The sequence below is a fragment of the Ruegeria sp. YTSA135 genome (genome assembly GCF_059610165.1).
The window spans coordinates 225,772-242,071 of the sequence record NZ_JBXWNC010000004.1 but is presented as its reverse complement, the minus strand read 5'-3'; the positions used below and the strand labels follow the sequence as shown (position 1 = coordinate 242,071).

At 55.3% G+C, this 16,300-nt stretch carries 16 protein-coding genes; 13 read left to right on the top strand and 3 right to left on the bottom strand.

The features are described 5' to 3' along the window. The first annotated feature begins 36 nt into the window (after positions 1–36). Entirely contained in the window at positions 37–1,407 is a 1,371-nt protein-coding gene (locus tag AC2FIT_RS07675; RefSeq protein ID WP_068331266.1) for a class II 3-deoxy-7-phosphoheptulonate synthase, read from the top strand. A gap of 53 nt (positions 1,408–1,460) precedes the next feature. Here the strand turns inward: AC2FIT_RS07675 and AC2FIT_RS07670 are convergent, their stop codons facing one another. After that, entirely contained in the window at positions 1,461–2,081 is a 621-nt protein-coding gene (locus tag AC2FIT_RS07670) for a PAS domain-containing protein (RefSeq protein WP_496828194.1), read from the bottom strand. A 276-nt stretch (positions 2,082–2,357) separates the two neighbouring features. Here AC2FIT_RS07670 and AC2FIT_RS07665 point away from each other — a divergent pair, with 276 nt between their 5' ends. The 12 genes from AC2FIT_RS07665 (at position 2,358) to AC2FIT_RS07610 (ending at position 14,083) form a co-directional block, all read left to right on the top strand. Beyond that, entirely contained in the window at positions 2,358–3,248 is an 891-nt protein-coding gene (locus AC2FIT_RS07665; RefSeq protein WP_496828192.1) for a YicC/YloC family endoribonuclease, read from the top strand. A 17-nt stretch (positions 3,249–3,265) separates the two neighbouring features. After that, positions 3,266–3,907: a guanylate kinase gene (gmk, locus tag AC2FIT_RS07660; protein WP_496828375.1), complete on the top strand. Its 642-nt coding sequence runs from the start codon at positions 3,266–3,268 to the stop codon at positions 3,905–3,907. Continuing rightward, positions 3,904–4,428, top strand: a complete 525-nt coding sequence (locus tag AC2FIT_RS07655) for a gamma carbonic anhydrase family protein (protein WP_496828190.1) — start codon at positions 3,904–3,906, stop codon at positions 4,426–4,428. Before gmk ends, AC2FIT_RS07655 begins: the two co-directional genes overlap by 4 nt. A 23-nt stretch (positions 4,429–4,451) precedes the next feature. Further along, positions 4,452–5,498 carry a sensor histidine kinase gene (locus AC2FIT_RS07650; protein WP_496828188.1) on the top strand — a complete coding sequence of 349 codons (1,047 nt, stop codon included), beginning with the start codon at positions 4,452–4,454 and terminating at the stop codon, positions 5,496–5,498. Between the two features lie 203 nt (positions 5,499–5,701). Then, a complete protein-coding gene (locus AC2FIT_RS07645; protein ID WP_496828184.1) occupies positions 5,702–6,742 on the top strand; it encodes a substrate-binding domain-containing protein in 1,041 nt (346 codons plus the stop codon). An 87-nt stretch (positions 6,743–6,829) separates the two neighbouring features. Beyond that, positions 6,830–8,302, top strand: coding sequence for a phosphate ABC transporter permease subunit PstC (pstC, locus tag AC2FIT_RS07640; protein ID WP_496828182.1), 1,473 nt, complete (start codon positions 6,830–6,832; stop codon positions 8,300–8,302). Beyond that, positions 8,299–9,630 (top strand): phosphate ABC transporter permease PstA, encoded by a 1,332-nt coding sequence (gene pstA, locus AC2FIT_RS07635; protein WP_496828180.1) that lies wholly within the window; start codon positions 8,299–8,301, stop codon positions 9,628–9,630. The genes pstC and pstA overlap by 4 nt, the downstream gene beginning before the upstream one ends. Before the next feature lie 14 nt (positions 9,631–9,644). Continuing rightward, on the top strand, positions 9,645–10,442 hold the full coding sequence (gene pstB / locus AC2FIT_RS07630) for a phosphate ABC transporter ATP-binding protein PstB (RefSeq protein ID WP_496828373.1): 798 nt from the start codon (positions 9,645–9,647) through the stop codon (positions 10,440–10,442). A gap of 16 nt (positions 10,443–10,458) precedes the next feature. After that, the gene (gene phoU / locus AC2FIT_RS07625) at positions 10,459–11,160 is read left to right on the top strand and encodes a phosphate signaling complex protein PhoU (RefSeq protein WP_068331254.1); all 702 of its coding nucleotides are present in this window, start codon (positions 10,459–10,461) and stop codon (positions 11,158–11,160) included. A 12-nt stretch (positions 11,161–11,172) separates the two neighbouring features. Next, a complete protein-coding gene (phoB, locus tag AC2FIT_RS07620) occupies positions 11,173–11,862 on the top strand; it encodes a phosphate regulon transcriptional regulator PhoB (protein ID WP_496828178.1) in 690 nt (229 codons plus the stop codon). Between the two features lie 112 nt (positions 11,863–11,974). Then, positions 11,975–13,204 carry an acyl-CoA dehydrogenase gene (locus AC2FIT_RS07615; RefSeq protein ID WP_496828176.1) on the top strand — a complete coding sequence of 410 codons (1,230 nt, stop codon included), beginning with the start codon at positions 11,975–11,977 and terminating at the stop codon, positions 13,202–13,204. A 111-nt stretch (positions 13,205–13,315) separates the two neighbouring features. Next, positions 13,316–14,083 carry an SDR family oxidoreductase gene (locus tag AC2FIT_RS07610; protein ID WP_496828174.1) on the top strand — a complete coding sequence of 256 codons (768 nt, stop codon included), beginning with the start codon at positions 13,316–13,318 and terminating at the stop codon, positions 14,081–14,083. On the opposite strand, the gene AC2FIT_RS07605 is transcribed toward AC2FIT_RS07610, so the two are convergent. Both AC2FIT_RS07605 and AC2FIT_RS07600 read right to left on the bottom strand, forming a co-directional pair. After that, positions 14,080–14,949: an acyl-CoA thioesterase gene (locus tag AC2FIT_RS07605; RefSeq protein ID WP_496828172.1), complete on the bottom strand. Its 870-nt coding sequence runs from the start codon at positions 14,947–14,949 to the stop codon at positions 14,080–14,082. The genes AC2FIT_RS07610 and AC2FIT_RS07605 overlap by 4 nt on opposite strands. Positions 14,950–14,999: 50 nt before the next feature. Then, the gene (locus AC2FIT_RS07600) at positions 15,000–16,220 is read right to left on the bottom strand and encodes a serine hydrolase domain-containing protein (protein WP_496828170.1); all 1,221 of its coding nucleotides are present in this window, start codon (positions 16,218–16,220) and stop codon (positions 15,000–15,002) included. Positions 16,221–16,300: the final 80 nt, after the last annotated feature.

Sequence of the window (16,300 nt, the reverse complement as noted above, 5' to 3'; positions counted from 1 at the left end):
AGAGGCCCCCTGAATACTTCAGCGGAGATCAAAGCTATGACTGAATGGCAAAAAACGAACTGGCGCAACAAGCCCCGGGTTCAGATGCCAGACTATACCGACGCGGCCGCACTGGCGAAGGTAGAGGCGCAGCTTTCGCAGTATCCCCCGCTGGTCTTTGCGGGCGAAGCAAGGCGTCTTAAGCAACATCTGGGTGCTGCCGGTCGCGGCGAGGCCTTCCTGTTGCAGGGCGGGGATTGTGCTGAAAGCTTTGAACAATTCAGTGCCGATGCGATTCGTGACACGTTCAAGGTGATGCTGCAAATGGCGATGGTTCTGACCTATGGTGCCAAGGTGCCTGTGGTCAAGGTGGGTCGCATGGCAGGGCAGTTCGCCAAGCCGCGCAGCGCCCCGACCGAGGTGGTGGATGGTGTCGAGCTGCCAAGCTACCGCGGTGATATCATCAACGAACTGGCGTTTACCCCCGAAGCGCGCATTCCGAACCCCGGTAAAATGTTGCAGGCCTATACGCAAGCTGCCGCAACGCTGAACCTGCTGCGGGCATTTTCGACCGGCGGTTTCGCCGATATGAGCCGGGTCCACTCCTGGACGCTTGGCTTCACCGATGAACAGGACGTACAGAAATACTCGGAAATCGCGGACCGGATTCAAGACACGATCGATTTCATGGATGCGGCAGGAATCACTGCCGAGACCACGCATGAATTCTCGACCGTGGAATTCTACACCAGCCACGAAAGTCTGCTGCTTGAATACGAAGAGGCGCTGACCCGCCTTGATTCAACCTCGGGCAACTGGCTGGCAGGTTCGGGCCACATGATCTGGATTGGCGACCGCACGCGTCAACCTGATGGCGCGCATGTCGAATTCTGTCGCGGTGTACTGAACCCCATCGGTCTGAAATGCGGCCCGACGACAACGGCCGAGGACCTAAAGGTCTTGATGTCCAAGCTGAACCCCGAAAACGAAGAGGGTCGTCTGACCCTGATCGCCCGGTTCGGTGCAGGCAAGGCGAGCGAGCATCTGCCGCGCCTGATCAAGGCCGTCAAGGAAGAGGGTGCCAAGGTTACCTGGGTATGCGACCCGATGCATGGCAACACGATCAAGTCGGCAACTGGCTACAAGACCCGCCCGTTTGAATCCGTGTTGCGTGAGGTGCGCGATTTCTTTGGTGTGCATCAGGCTGAGGGCACAGTTCCCGGCGGAGTGCATTTCGAGATGACCGGTCTGGACGTGACCGAATGCATCGGCGGCGTGCGCGCAGTCACCGAAGAAGATCTGTCCGATCGTTACCACACGGCCTGCGACCCGCGTCTGAACGCCTCGCAGTCGTTGGAACTGGCGTTCTTGGTTGCAGAAGAACTCACCAATCTGCGCCGTGATCGAAGCAAGCGCGAAGCCAGCTAAGGCACTGTGACTATTTAACGAAAGGCGGGCAGGTCTTGCCCGCCTTTTTCGTTTTAATCATCGCGGGACACAACCAGCCGAAGGTGAGAACCGGGGCGTTTGAACTCTTGGGGAGCCTCGGCAAACCCGGTCGAAAGCTGCCGCTTTGGTCTTTTGGGCGCCTGAACGTCGGATACAGCCCGCAGTTGGGTGTCTTGAATGGTGAAACGGCGGGGCGTTGCGCTGATCGCGCCATCACTCACCAATACTCCAAGAACACGGCTGACATCTCCAAGATCGCTTTTTAACGGCAAAAGAATCATTCGCGCCTGTACTCGGGCGCGACCCAGTTTACCTGCGGAGACTAGGTCAAATCCAGCGATGGCAGGCTGGGCGAAGACCTGCTCAAGAGTGTCCGAGATTTGCGAACGCGCACTGGGCTCAAAGAAGGCGGTCAGTGGCATGCCACGGACTTCCATGCCCGCCAGTTTGTTCAGATGGCTTCCTGCAACACGGAACCGCGCCAGCCGCGGGGTGATCCGCTCAAGTATAAATGTGTATTCAAGGATGTTCTCAAGCCCCCGCGGATCGACCTGTGATCGCTTGGGGATACCGTCACTGGTCAGCAACGCGGTCCAGTAGGCCTCGGCCTGTCGGATGGGCGAAAGGCTACGCCCGTTGTCAAAACGATCCATTGCAACGATCTTTCCAGAATTCGACCCGAACCCGTTACCGAAAAAGTTCCTCATTTTCATCACCCTAGCGCCAAGCGGCCACAGTTTTCGTAAAAAGCCAGACATCCGGATCGTCCAGAACTGTCTGGGGCCAAAATTGACACGGGTTGATTCAATTTTGGAGGAAATCTTTAATGAATGGTTAACTTCCGGCTGAACACTCAAATTCAGCAAAGGCTTGCCCTGCGGCCATTGTTGGCTTTAGGTGCGGCAAGCGAGCAGACAGGGGCAGCAAGTATGATCAGATCTATGACCGGTTTCGCCTCGGGCAAGGGGGCATTGGGGCCTCATAGCTGGACGTGGGAGCTGCGCAGTGTGAACGGCAAGGGGCTGGATCTGCGCCTGCGCGTGCCCGATTGGTTGACCGGGCTTGAGGTCGCCTTGCGCAGTCAGATGACAAAGGCGCTGAGCCGTGGCAATGTCACCCTGTCTCTGCGGTTGGGCCGGGATGAAACTGCCCTTGATTTGGTTTTGAACGAAGCCGCGATGGCAGCGGCGCTTGTCGCAATAGCGCGAACACAGGAAATGGCAGCGGCCAGCGGCGTAACCCTTGCGCCTTCAACCGCATCAGATCTGATTTCAATCAAAGGAATGCTAGAGGCCGGCAGCGATGTGGACGATCCAGCACCGCTGGTGGAGGCTTTGACGGTTGATTTCACAGACCTGTTGGCCGGGTTTGTCGATATGCGTCAGGCCGAAGGTAAAGCCTTGGCCGAAATTTTGGACTCACAGCTACGTCTAGTTTCGGAACTGGTGACTCAAGCAGCCGAACTTGCCGAACAGCGAAAGGACAAAATGGCAGACGCGCTGCGGGAAAACCTTGCGCGGGTGCTGGACAATGCGCAGGGAGTTGAACCCGATCGTCTGGCACAGGAACTGGCGCTGATCGCGGTCAAATCTGACATCACCGAAGAGATCGACCGGTTGAAAGCCCATGTCGACGCGGCACGCAGTCTGCTGTCGCAGGATGTGGCAGTGGGGCGCAAGTTGGACTTTCTGATGCAAGAGTTCAATCGCGAAGCGAACACGCTGTGTTCAAAGGCGCAAAGCGCTGATCTGACATCGGTGGGGCTTGAGTTGAAAGCTGTAATAGACCAGATGCGCGAGCAAGTGCAAAATGTTGAATGATTATGGGAACACCTGATATGGCAGATCGCCGCGGCCTACTTATCATCCTGTCTTCGCCGTCCGGCGCGGGCAAGTCCACGTTGGCCCGTCGATTGATGGCGTGGGACGATGATCTTGAATTCTCGATCTCGGCCACAACCCGCGCACCTCGTCCGGGTGAGGAACATGGGCGTGAGTACTATTTTCTGTCTGAGGATGAGTTCAAACAGCAAGTCGCCAAAGGGCAAATGCTGGAACACGCCCATGTGTTTGGAAATTTCTACGGCTCGCCGGCTGGACCCGTGCGGGAGTCGATCAACGCCGGACGGGACGTCTTGTTTGATGTTGACTGGCAGGGTGAGGTGCAGATTCGAAACTCGGACTTGGGAAAGCACGCTCTGTCCATCTTTATCCTGCCGCCTTCGATCCCCGAGCTGCGGCGACGTCTTGAGACGCGCGGACAGGACAGCGAGGACGTCATCGCCAAGCGGATGCTCAAAAGCTGGGATGAAATCAGCCACTGGGGGTATTACGACTATGTGTTGGTCAATGACGACTTGGACGCAACCGAGGAAAAGCTGAAAACCATCGTCAGCGCCGAAAGGATGCGGCGTATCCAGCAACCCACACTGCAAAGCCATGTCCGCACATTGCAGAACGAATTCGAGGGCCTGTCATGACTGTTTACGCCTTGGGTGAGAATACGCCGAAAATTCACGAAGACACATGGGTTGCCCCGGATGCAAATCTGATCGGTAAAGTCGTGCTGGAAAAAGGGGCCTCGGTTTGGTTCGGTTGTACCATTCGTGCTGACCACGAGGAGATTCGGGTGGGCGAAGGCAGCAATGTACAGGAAAACTGTGTCATGCATATCGACGCCGGCTACCCGCTGACCATCGGCAGTAACTGCACCATTGGGCACAAGGTGATGCTGCACGGCTGCACAATCGGTGAAAACACTCTGATCGGCATGGGAGCAATCGTTCTGAATGGTGCGAAGATCGGGAAGAATTGCCTGATAGGGGCCGGAGCGTTGATTACGGAAGGCAAGGAAATTCCTGATAACTCGCTTGTCATGGGATCGCCGGGCAAGGTCGTGCGGCAACTGGATGACACCGCGGCAAAGAAGATCACATGGAGCGCGCTTCATTATCAGGAGAACATGCGCCGGTTCCGCGATGAGTTGAAGCCCCTGTCTTAACGCTTCGGAAAAAGAGCATAGTGATGTCAGACGATCTGCTCGCCGAGTTTGTCGCGGCCATTCCGATGCCGGCTTTGATGGTCGATCAGACGGAACGGATTATCGCAGCCAATACCGATGCAAAGACGTTGTTGGCACAGAATATCGTCGGCCGCCATTTCGCAACGATCCTAAGGCAGCCGCAGGTTATCGAGGCGATAGAGCAGAGCCTCCGCTCGAAAGGGCCGACCATAACGCGACACCTTTCCAACGATGGTGCGCAGGACACGACGTTTGAGGTCAAGTGCCGCTATATGAACGGAGTTGGCGCCGTGTCAGGCGGTGCGACGTTGGCTATTTTTCAGGACGTCACGCATGTCGAGCAGGCCAGCCAGATGCGCCGGGATTTCGTGGCAAACGTAAGTCATGAATTGCGTACACCCCTGACCGCCTTGATGGGCTTTATCGAAACACTGCAAGGCCCGGCCCGTGACGATGCCGCTGCACGCGAGCGCTTTCTCAAGATCATGTCTGACGAAGCCAACCGCATGAACCGTCTGGTCGGGGATCTTCTGTCCTTGAACAGGGTTGAAAGCGAAGAGCGGGTGCGCCCGAAAGAACAGCTGGAATTGATGGGACTTTTGCAATCGACGTTGAGCTCTCTGCGCCCTCTGGCCACGGATGCCAAGGTCGATCTGAACCTGAACGCGCCCGAAGGCCCGGTAACGCTGACCGGGGATAATGATCAGTTGCGGCAGGTTTTTACCAACCTGATTGAGAACGCCATCAAATATGGTGGTAGCGGCGGCAGTGTCGAGGTGCGGGTTATACCCTCGGAACGTGACACCGCCATGCGTGGACCGGCGGTTCGGGTTCAGGTGATTGATAAGGGGCCGGGTATTGATGCGGTTCACCTGCCGCGCCTGACTGAGCGATTCTATCGGGCAGACAGTCACAGATCGCGCCAGTTGGGCGGAACTGGGCTGGGGCTTGCGATCGTGAAGCACATAATCAACCGACATCGTGGCCGGTTACGGGTGGAAAGCGATTTGGGTAAGGGCGCGACGTTTACCGTTATTTTGCCGCGTTAAGGCGGCCAGATCGTCTAGAATCAGATTAGTTTGCCAAACCTATGTGAAAATTGCATGTCAGCTTTGCGCTACGTCACCCAGGTTTCTTCCGTGCTGTCATAAAGCTGTTACAAACTTGTCACAAAAGGCTTACGCACGGCTTTTAGAGGTTCGCGCAAGATCATCATGGGGTGATCAGAACTTATCTTTTCAGGGAGACTGAAATGTCCTTTGTAAAACTGTCGGCTTCTGCTCTGGCTATCGCTGCTGTTTCGGCAACCACCGCTGCAGCCCGTGACAACGTTCAAGTCGCAGGTTCGTCGACCGTGCTGCCTTATGCTTCGATCGTGGCAGAACTGTTCGGTGAAAATACAGATTTTCCGACACCGGTTGTTGAGTCGGGTGGTTCGTCGGCTGGACTGAAGCGTTTCTGCGAAGGTGTTGGCGAAAACACCATCGACGTTGCAAACGCATCCCGCGCTATTCGCGAGAAAGAGATCAAAGCCTGTGCCGAAAACGGCGTGACCGACATCATGGAAGTTCGTATCGGTTATGACGGTATCGTTTTTGCAAGCCAGCAGTCGGGCCCGGCCTTCAACACGTTTGAGCCTGCCGATATCTTCAACGCCTTGGGCGCCAAGGTTCTGAAAGACGGGGAAATCGTCGACAATCCATACAACACGTGGGCTGAATTCAACTCTGATCTGCCAGACGTTGAAATCGCAAGCTTTATACCCGGCACCAAGCACGGCACTCGCGAAGTCTTTGAGGAAAAAGTTCTGCTGGTCGGCTGTGAAGCGACTGGCGCAATGGAAGCCATGGTTGCCGGCGGCATGAGCGAAGACGACGCTGAAGACGCGTGCCTGGACGTTCGTACAGACGGAAAGTCGGTCGACATTGACGGTGATTACACCGAAACCCTGGCCCGTATCGACACCAACCCGAACGGTATCGGCGTGTTTGGTCTGGCGTTCTATGAGAACAACACCGACAAGCTGAAAGTGGCCACCATGTCCGGTGTCGCTCCGTCGACCGAGACCATCTCGACCGGAGAATATCCGGTGTCACGTCCGCTGTTCTTCTACATTAAGAAAGCGCATATCGGCGTGATCCCCGGCCTGAAGGAATACGCTCAGTTCTTCGTTGCTGACGAAATCGCAGGTCCGTCCGGTCCGCTGGCAAACTACGGCTTGGTCGCTGACCCTGAGCTTGCAGAAACTCAGGAAGCAATTGCCAACGAAGTCACCATGGGTTCGGGTAGCTAAGCCTGACGCTGGTCTAATTTGCTGGGGGCGGTTTTCGATATCGCCCCTACGCGCCTTTAAATACCAAATGAGACCAGTGGGGGTGTCATGCCGATACTTTGGCTCTTTCTGATCGTTCTGGCGATCGCGGCGGGCGGCTATTTTGTAGGGCGGTTGCGTGCATTGCAAAGCGCCGGAGGCGATAGCCGAAGCTTGCATTCACTGCCATCCTTTTACGGGGCAAACGTTTTCCTGAAGACAATCGTGCCTGCATTTGGTCTTTTGATCCTGTGGTTGCTCGTGCAGCCGATTTACGTGAATAACCAGATATCCGGAATGATCCCGGAAACGGCGGTCAAGGAAGGCTCTTCCCGCAGCCTGGTTCTCGCAGAGATGCGCCGCACGGCGCATGGTTTGGATGCTGCGGTCGAGCTGGGTCTGCTACCCGAAGACATGGCTCAGAACGCAAGCGCTGACGCCACAGAGATAACCAAGCTTCTCATGGATGCAGGTCAGGTTGTTACCTCGAATATCACGCAACCGGTTCTGCGCGCCGCTCAAAGCTATCGCGCCCTGAATTCGACGGGCCGTTCTGCCATGGCGATTGCCGTGCTGCTTGCTGCTGTGGCTGGCGCAGCTATCAGTTTGTGGCAAACGAACAAAGCTTTCCGCGCCCGAAATGTCGTTGAGCAAGGGGTTCAGGTTCTGCTTCTTGCGGCCGCCTCCATCGCTATCCTTACCACCGTTGGGATTGTTCTTTCCCTGATTTTTAACACCTGGGAATTCTTCAAGCTTTATCCGGCGTCAGATTTCTTTTTCGGAACTACTTGGTCACCCAGCTTTTCCGGCCGTGGTGGTTCGTCTGAGCTTGGTATAATTCCATTGCTGTGGGGCACGTTCTACATATCGCTTGTTGCCTTATTGGTGGCGGTTCCGATCGGTCTTTTTGCTGCTATCTACCTGAGTGAATACGCATCCCCGCGTGTGCGGGCCTTTGCAAAGCCTCTGCTGGAAGTTCTGGCCGGTATCCCGACAATTGTTTACGGGCTATTTGCGCTGCTAACCGTTGGGCCGCTCTTGCTGGGCGTTTTCGGTGACGAGGGGCTGGGATGGATGAAAGCAGGAACCGCTGTCGTGACAGCCGGACTTGTTATGGGCATCATGCTGATCCCGTTTGTTTCATCGCTTTCAGACGACATCATCAACGCGGTACCGCAAGCCATGCGTGACGGATCATACGGGTTGGGTGCAACCCAATCCGAGACAATCCGACAGGTTGTCCTGCCTGCTGCCTTGCCGGGGATTGTCGGTGCAATCCTTCTGGCGGCGTCGCGCGCCATCGGTGAAACCATGATTGTGGTCTTAGGGGCAGGGGCTGCCGCCCGGCTCAACCTGAACCCGTTCGAGGCCATGACAACCGTAACGGCCAAAATCGTAAGCCAATTGACGGGCGACGCTGATTTTGCATCGCCCGAGGCATTGGTGGCCTTCGCGCTTGGAATGACCCTTTTCATCCTGACACTGGGGCTAAACGTCTTCGCCCTTTACATCGTGCGCAAGTACCGGGAGCAGTACGAATGACCGACGCTAGCTTGGAAAACCCCGGATCGGGTCGCCGCGCAACCTCCCTCACCGCCAGTGATGAGCGTACGTTAAAACGCGCCAAGGCTGAAAAGCGCTTTCGCCTCTACGGTATAGTTGCGATCGCAACCGGCCTGTTCTTTCTGGTGGTGCTTTTTGCGTCGATCCTGAAAGAAGGAATACCCGCATTCACGCGAGCTGTTGTGAGCGTTGAATTCACCCTGACAGAACCGCAGCGGGTCGAGGCGGAAAGCACGCTGTTCAAGACCAAAGCTTATTCCGATCTTTTCATTGCAGAGTTGAACGGTAAGCTGGCGGAAAGCGGGATCACCGTCGACTTTAACGAAGCTGCGATTGAGCGACTTTTGGGTAAAGTCGGCGGCACAATCCGAACTTTCTACAGTGAAAATCTGGACCAAGTGGGTGAGCCAATCAAATTCGAATTGGCAGCTTCCAGCCGGGTCGACGGATACTTCAAAGGCCGCGTATCCCGCGACACACTTCAGGACAGCCGTTTTCTGCAACTCAGCGATCTTGATCTTGTCGACGCGTTGACAGAGGTGGGGATCATAAAACAGGTGTTCAACTGGCCCTTCATCACCGGCGCGGACTCTGGCGTGGATAACCCCGGCGGGGCAGGAATCGGTGCCTCGGTCGTAGGTTCGTTCTTCATGATGCTGGTAGTTTTGGCGTTGTCGCTGCCGATTGGCGTGGCTGCCTCGATCTATCTTGAAGAGTTTGCGCCTCAGAACAAGTTTACGGACCTGATTGAGGTCAACATCTCTAACCTGGCGGCCGTGCCTTCAATCGTTTTTGGTATCTTAGGTCTTGCGGTGTTCATCCAGTTCATGCACCTGCCGCAGTCGGCGCCGTTGGTTGGGGGGCTTGTTCTGACATTGATGACCCTGCCAACAATCATCATCTCGACCCGTGCATCGCTGAAGGCGGTTCCGCCATCAATCCGCGATGCCGCGTTGGGGGTAGGGGCGTCAAAGATGCAGGCGGTGTTCCACCACGTGTTGCCCTTGGCCGCGCCGGGAATTCTGACGGGCACGATCATCGGACTTGCTCAGGCACTGGGCGAGACAGCGCCGCTTTTGCTGATCGGTATGGTTGGATTCGTAGCCCGCGGATACCCGGACGGTTTTCTGGCTGGTTTCACCGAACCGAACTCGGCCATGCCCGCCCAAATCTATACTTGGGCCGCGCGCGCGGATGTCGGCTTCTATGAAAAAGCGTGGGGTGGGATTATCATTCTTCTCATGTTCCTTCTCACGATGAATATTATCGCAATCATACTGCGCCGCCGGTTTGAACGCCGCTGGTAATGAAGGGCACCAAAATGAACGACATGTCGCGAGTGGAGAGACAAGTGGACGCCAATGAAATCAAGCTGGAGTGCCGTGATTGCCAAGTTTACTACGGTGACAACCATGCTATCAAAGACGTGAATGTCGATATTGAAGACAAGACCGTCACTGCCTTCATTGGTCCGTCCGGCTGCGGTAAATCGACATTCCTGCGGTGCCTGAACCGAATGAATGACACAATCGACGTCGCGCGCGTCGAGGGTTCGTTTAAACTGGACGGCGAAGACATCTATGACAAGCGTGTCGATCCCGTTCAGCTGCGCGCCAAGGTAGGAATGGTTTTCCAGAAGCCCAACCCATTCCCTAAGTCGATCTATGACAACGTAGCTTATGGTCCGCGTATTCACGGGCTTGCCAGGAGCAAGGCGGAACTGGATGAAATCGTTGAAAAATCCCTGCGTCGTGGCGCAATCTGGGATGAGGTGAAAGACCGGCTTGATGCGCCCGGCACTGGCTTATCCGGGGGTCAACAACAACGCCTGTGTATCGCCCGCGCCATCGCGACCGAGCCTGAGGTTCTGCTAATGGACGAGCCGTGCTCGGCCCTGGACCCGATCGCAACCGCGCAGGTCGAGGAATTGATTGATGAACTTCGGTCGCGATATTCCGTGGTGATCGTAACGCACTCGATGCAGCAGGCCGCGCGGGTCAGCCAGAAGACCGCGTTCTTCCACCTTGGAAACCTTGTTGAATTTGGCGAGACGGGCCAGATCTTCACCAACCCCGAAGACCCCCGCACCGAAAGTTACATCACCGGCCGGATCGGCTGAGCACAGGTATCAAAGCATGAGTGAACAACATATCGCATCCGTATTCGACCGGGATCTCGAAGCCATTCAAGCCCATATCATGAAAATGGGCGGGTTGGTCGAGGCCGCAATCATGAGCTCGGCCAGATCGCTGGAAACGCGCGATGAGGAACTGGCCCAGCAGGTTCGTCAGGGCGACAAGGCAATTGATGCGCTGGAAGACCTGATTAACGAGGAAACTGCGCGCCTTATCGCCCTTCGCGCACCTGCGGCCAGCGATTTGCGCCTGGTGCTGTCGGTGCTGAAGGTATCCGCAAACCTTGAACGTATCGGCGACTATTCCAAGAACATCGCCAAGCGCACAACGGTTCTGGTTAATGCCAGCGAGATCAATGGCAGCGCCGCCGCCCTGCGTCGGATGGCGCGCGAGGTTGAGCGAATGCTGCGCGATGCGTTGGACGCATATATTCAGCGTGATGCCGAACTGGCGACGGATGTCATTGCACGAGACGAAGAAGTGGACCAGATGTATAATGGCCTGTTCCGCGAATTCCTGACCTTCATGGCCGAGGATCCGCGCAACATATCATCCTGTATGCACCTGCATTTCATTGCCAAGAACATCGAACGCATGGGCGACCATGTCACTGCCATCGCAGAGCAGGTCGTGTATCTTGTCACCGGTGAACGCCCGACCGAGGCGCGCCCGAAGGCAGACATCACCTCTCAATCCGCCTAGGAGTTTTGACAGATGTCCGCTGATCAACCGACCGTTCTGGTTGTCGAGGATGAACCCGCGCAACGCGAAGTTCTGGCTTATAACCTTGAAGCGGAAGGGTTCCGAGTGTCCAAGGCTGGCAGCGGAGACGAAGCCATGTTGCTGGTCGATGAGGAACATCCGGACATCATTGTTTTGGATTGGATGATGCCCAACCTCAGTGGGATAGAGGTTTGCCGCCGCTTGAAATCCCGCCCTGATACGCGGTCGATCCCGATCATCATGCTTTCGGCCCGCACGGAAGAAGTCGACAAGGTGCGCGGCCTTGAGACCGGCGCGGACGACTATGTGATCAAGCCGTATTCGGTTGTTGAGCTGATGGCGCGCGTGCGCACGCAGTTGCGACGGGTAAGGCCCGCAACGGTAGGTCTTCGGTTGGAGTTTGATGACATTGTTCTGGACTCGGAAACGCACAAGGTCAGCCGCGACAGCAAACCGCTGAAACTCGGCCCGACCGAATTCCGTCTGCTCAGCACGTTTATGGAGAAACCGGGCCGTGTTTGGAGCCGTGAACAATTGCTTGATCGGGTCTGGGGTCGCGATATCTATGTCGATACGCGTACGGTTGACGTTCATATCGGACGGTTGCGCAAGGCATTGACACAACACGGTGGGCAAGACCCCGTAAGAACTGTGCGCGGAGCAGGGTACGCCTTGGGATAAATCTAGGGGGTAGGGGTATGAGTTCCGCTCATGGTTAGATGCGAAACTCTTACTGTCATTTGAGTGCGTACCGGGTTAGTTTGCCCCTAAGCCGACTATGCGGAGAAATACCATGAACGCCCCCGACACCACGCCAACCCTACGCGCGAAAGATGCGCCAGACATGGGTAAATTCGCATGGGATGACCCGTTTCGCCTGAACGATCAGCTAAACGAAGACGAGCGTTTGATCGCCGCCAGCGCGCAGGCATATGCTCAGGAAAAGCTGCAACCTCGTGTGACCGACGCGTTTCAAAACGAAGAAACGGATCCCGAAATCTTTCGCGAAATGGGTGAGATGGGCCTGTTGGGCACCACGATCCCCGAACAATACGGCGGCCTTGGGGCAGGGTATGTGTCATACGGTTTGGTCGCTCGCGAAGTTGAGCGTGTTGATTCCGGCTATCGTTCCATGATGTCCGTGCAAAGCTCTCTGGTGATGTACCCGATATATGCTTACGGCAGTGAGGAACAGCGCCGGAAGTACCTTCCGAAACTGGCCAGCGGAGAATGGATTGGCTGTTTCGGTTTGACCGAAGCGGATGCAGGGTCAGACCCGGCAGGTATGAAGACCCGTGCCGAAAAGATCGACGGTGGCTATCGCCTGACGGGCAGCAAGATGTGGATATCGAACGCTCCGATTGCGGATGTGTTCGTCATCTGGGCCAAGTCAGACGCGCATGACGGAAAGATTCGCGGGTTTGTGCTGGACAAAGGACTCAAGGGTCTGAGCGCGCCGAAAATCCAAAACAAGTTGAGCCTGCGCGCATCTATTACTGGTGAGATCGTCCTAGAGGGCGTCGAGGTCGACGAATGCGCGCTGCTGCCGCATGTCCAGGGCCTCAAGGGGCCATTTGGCTGCCTGAATCGCGCGCGTTATGGCATCAGTTGGGGCGTGATGGGCGCAGCCGAGTTTTGCTGGCACGCCGCACGCCAATACGGCTTGGATCGTAAACAATTTAACCGGCCGCTGGCGCAGACCCAGCTGTTCCAACGCAAATTGGCCGACATGCAAACAGAAATCGCTCTGGGTTTGCAGGCAAGCTTGCGCGTAGGTCGTCTGATGGATGAAGCTGAAGCTGCGCCCGAGATGATTTCGGTGATCAAGAGAAACAACTGCGGCAAGGCTTTGGATATCGCGCGCATGTCGCGGGATATGCACGGCGGGAATGGCATCTCACTTGAGTTCCAGGTCATTCGTCACATGGTTAACCTTGAGACGGTGAACACCTATGAAGGTACTCATGACGTGCATGCACTGATCCTGGGGCGGTCGCAAACGGGGCTGCAGGCCTTTTACTAATAAGTCGTGTAATTGGTATTATGTTAATTAAGTAAAAATAGCTGCGAGCCGTTTTCAGCGTAATGCCAATTACTTACGATTGCGCCCTCAATCAAAGTTTGGATGTACTGCATGGACCTGCGTGGAAAGACTGTGGTTGTCACTGGTGCCGCGCATGGGATCGGCAAAGGTCTGGCCGAACGATTTGCTCAGGACGGTGCCACGGTTGTCTGTGCTGATATCGACGAAATCGGCGCTCAGCATGTGGCGCGAGATATCGATGGGCACGCCATAACCTGCGACGTGTCGCGTGAAGACGCGATCAAGGCGCTGATTGAAACTGTTGAGGATTCAATTGGGCCTATTGATTTATTCTGCGCGAATGCCGGTATTCTGACGTTGGGCGGACTGGAGGTTCCGAACGAAGACTGGGATCGGATCTGGACGATCAATGTCATGTCCCATGTTTGGGCAGCGCGGCACTTGGTGCCACGTATGATTGCACGCGGCGGCGGATACTTCTTGATTACAGCATCAGCCGCCGGAGTGCTGAACCAACCCGGTGCTGCTCCTTACGGAGTTACCAAGCATGCCGCTGTCGGGTTCGCAGAATGGCTTTCCTTGACCTATGGCCACAAGGGATTGCGCGTTTCAGTTCTGTGTCCGCAAGCTGTGCGGTCTGAAATGACTCGCGACCATGAGACCTCGGTCGCAGCGATTGACGGTATGCTTGAACCCGAGGATGTTGCCGAAACCTGTGTTCAAGCCATCCGATCCGAACAGTTTTTAATACTTCCGCATCCGCAAGTTCTGGACTACATGCAACTCAAAGCTGGTGACTATGATCGCTGGCTGGCAGGAATACGAAAGTTAAATCAAAAGTTTATCGAAGATATCTAAGGTATCTTCCGCGCTTTGCGCATAAGGCCTTCTTGCGCTACAGATGCGATCAAAGTCCCGTCTTCGGCATAGATGGACCCGCGATTGAAATTGCGTCCCTGCCCGCTCCATGGCGAGTCCATCGAATACAGGTGCCAGTTTTCGAATTGAACCGGTGCGTGAAACCACAAAGCGTGGTCGAGGCTGGCACCATTGATCTCTCCGGTAAACCAACTTAGCCCATGCGGACGCATTCCTGACGACATCAGATACATGTCGGACGCGTAAGCCAGAATTAGGTGTTGCGTTATCGGGTTGGCGCCGGCCGCGCCTGGCATTCGGAACCAAATCTGGTTCCGATCATCTGATTTTGCGGGGTTGAATGGGTTCAGATGATCCACTTCACGCACTTCAATTGGCCTTTCGCGCATGAGCTCACCACGAAGTTTTTCCGGAACCTTATCCTTATATTTCTTCCGCAATTCTTCTCGTGCTGGATAGTGTTCCGGCGCTTTGGTCTGCGGCATGGCGTGGTGATGATCCCAGCCTTCATCCTTTACATGAAACGATGCCGACATGTTCAGGATTTGCTGTCCATGCTGAATCGCAACCACACGCCGCGTTGTCATGGAACCTCCATCTCGGGCTCTATCAACCTGATATATAACCGGAATAGACGGATCACCTGCACGGATAAAATAGGCATGCAGCGAATGACACAGCCGATCATCCACCGTGCGGTATGCTGCTGCCAAAGCCTGCGCGATGACCTGTCCACCAAAGATGCGCGTCGGTGTTTCCCCGCCAGAGCCCGTCCCGCGAAACAGATCAACCTCAAGCCTTTCGATGTTCAAAAGGTTCAGAAGAACACGTTCCGCTGCGGTCATGTTTTGGTCTCCGGGTTTGTATGAGAGATTTGGTATCAGCGCTCAACGCGTCATTCAATCATTGCCCCGAGGACAAGCGCCTTGAGTTCGGCGCGTGACGGGTATGAGCTGGACGGCGACAACTGCGTAAAAAAGACAGAAGTCATGTTATTGACCCGGTCGATCCAAAAAAATGTCGAAGCCATGCCGCCCCAACTAAAGTCACCCAAAGACCCCGGAACACGCACTAGACCCGGGTTAGTAACAATGGCACCTCCTAGTCCGAAACCTGTTCCTTCCATGGGTTGTTCAGCAAAGCTTTGCGGTCCCATTGAGGCAATTTCGCCTGGTAAGTGATTGATTAACATATATTCAATGGTTTTTGGGCTCAACAATCGGTGTCCATTGCCCTGCCCCCGGTTTCTAAGCATCTCAGCGAACTGGGAATAGTCGTCGATTGTTCCGACCAATCCGCCACCACCGGAAAACGTGGTCGTCTTTTCAAACGGAGATCTCCCAGCATGATCCACCAGTCGCAGCGTCTCAGTGCCGGTTTGCGCGGAATTCAAGGCCATCGCGTTTCCTTCCAACGGTGTGTAAAGCGAAGCAAACCGATCCCCTGCCCCTGATGGAACCGTGAAATCCGTCTCGTGCATTCCAAGCGGTTCCAAGACCTCTTGAGCAAGAAACTTGTCCAGAGATTTACCGGAGACGACCTCAATAACGCGCCCCACAACATCTATGCCAACCGAATACTCCCATCGTGAGCCAGGTTGGAACGCCAATGGCAGTGCAGCAAGGTCGTATACGCGATCAGCCAAAAGCCCCTGGTCAGGTTTGAACACCAGGTCTTGGGCATCCATCAGTTCGGGCAAAATTCCAGGGTTGAACGGGTAGCTGAAACCACTTGTGTGCGTTAGCAACTGATGCAGTGTCGGTGTTGGGGCCTTTTCCGTCTGATCTGCGCTCACGGCACCAGGAACCAAGGCCTGCATATCAGAGAATTCTGGAAGAAATTCAGATAGCTGCGCGTCGAGGTGAAACAAGCCGCGTTCCGCCAGCATCATCAACGCAACTGTGGTCACCGGTTTAGTCATTGAATAGATGCGGACGAGTGTATCGCGTCGGAATGGCAGATCGTTCTCAATGCTCCTTTTACCGTAGGCGTTGAAAAAAACTTCCTCTCCATTGTGTTTTATCAACAGGGAGCTGCCTGCGTATTTTCGCTCGTCCACGTAACGCTTCATCCAGTCGCTAATACGGTTCAGGCGCGACGGCTCGAACTTGGTCATCTTTGTTTGTCCCCCGTTTCTTGCGGCGATACTGCGTGCCTGCGGCCGGAGTTGAAAGCGAATTCCAAAAGATTTCTCCG

What these genes read in the sequence shown, in the direction of transcription:
- AC2FIT_RS07675 (WP_068331266.1), top strand. Translation starts at nt 37, where the DNA reads ATGACTGAATGGCAAAAAACGAACTGGCGCAACAAGCCCCGGGTTCAG.
- AC2FIT_RS07670 (WP_496828194.1), bottom strand. Translation starts at nt 2,081, where the DNA reads ATGGATCGTTTTGACAACGGGCGTAGCCTTTCGCCCATCCGACAGGCC.
- AC2FIT_RS07665 (WP_496828192.1), top strand. Translation starts at nt 2,358, where the DNA reads ATGATCAGATCTATGACCGGTTTCGCCTCGGGCAAGGGGGCATTGGGG.
- gmk (WP_496828375.1), top strand. Translation starts at nt 3,266, where the DNA reads ATGGCAGATCGCCGCGGCCTACTTATCATCCTGTCTTCGCCGTCCGGC.
- AC2FIT_RS07655 (WP_496828190.1), top strand. Translation starts at nt 3,904, where the DNA reads ATGACTGTTTACGCCTTGGGTGAGAATACGCCGAAAATTCACGAAGAC.
- AC2FIT_RS07650 (WP_496828188.1), top strand. Translation starts at nt 4,452, where the DNA reads ATGTCAGACGATCTGCTCGCCGAGTTTGTCGCGGCCATTCCGATGCCG.
- AC2FIT_RS07645 (WP_496828184.1), top strand. Translation starts at nt 5,702, where the DNA reads ATGTCCTTTGTAAAACTGTCGGCTTCTGCTCTGGCTATCGCTGCTGTT.
- pstC (WP_496828182.1), top strand. Translation starts at nt 6,830, where the DNA reads ATGCCGATACTTTGGCTCTTTCTGATCGTTCTGGCGATCGCGGCGGGC.
- pstA (WP_496828180.1), top strand. Translation starts at nt 8,299, where the DNA reads ATGACCGACGCTAGCTTGGAAAACCCCGGATCGGGTCGCCGCGCAACC.
- pstB (WP_496828373.1), top strand. Translation starts at nt 9,645, where the DNA reads ATGAACGACATGTCGCGAGTGGAGAGACAAGTGGACGCCAATGAAATC.
- phoU (WP_068331254.1), top strand. Translation starts at nt 10,459, where the DNA reads ATGAGTGAACAACATATCGCATCCGTATTCGACCGGGATCTCGAAGCC.
- phoB (WP_496828178.1), top strand. Translation starts at nt 11,173, where the DNA reads ATGTCCGCTGATCAACCGACCGTTCTGGTTGTCGAGGATGAACCCGCG.
- AC2FIT_RS07615 (WP_496828176.1), top strand. Translation starts at nt 11,975, where the DNA reads ATGAACGCCCCCGACACCACGCCAACCCTACGCGCGAAAGATGCGCCA.
- AC2FIT_RS07610 (WP_496828174.1), top strand. Translation starts at nt 13,316, where the DNA reads ATGGACCTGCGTGGAAAGACTGTGGTTGTCACTGGTGCCGCGCATGGG.
- AC2FIT_RS07605 (WP_496828172.1), bottom strand. Translation starts at nt 14,949, where the DNA reads ATGACCGCAGCGGAACGTGTTCTTCTGAACCTTTTGAACATCGAAAGG.
- AC2FIT_RS07600 (WP_496828170.1), bottom strand. Translation starts at nt 16,220, where the DNA reads ATGACCAAGTTCGAGCCGTCGCGCCTGAACCGTATTAGCGACTGGATG.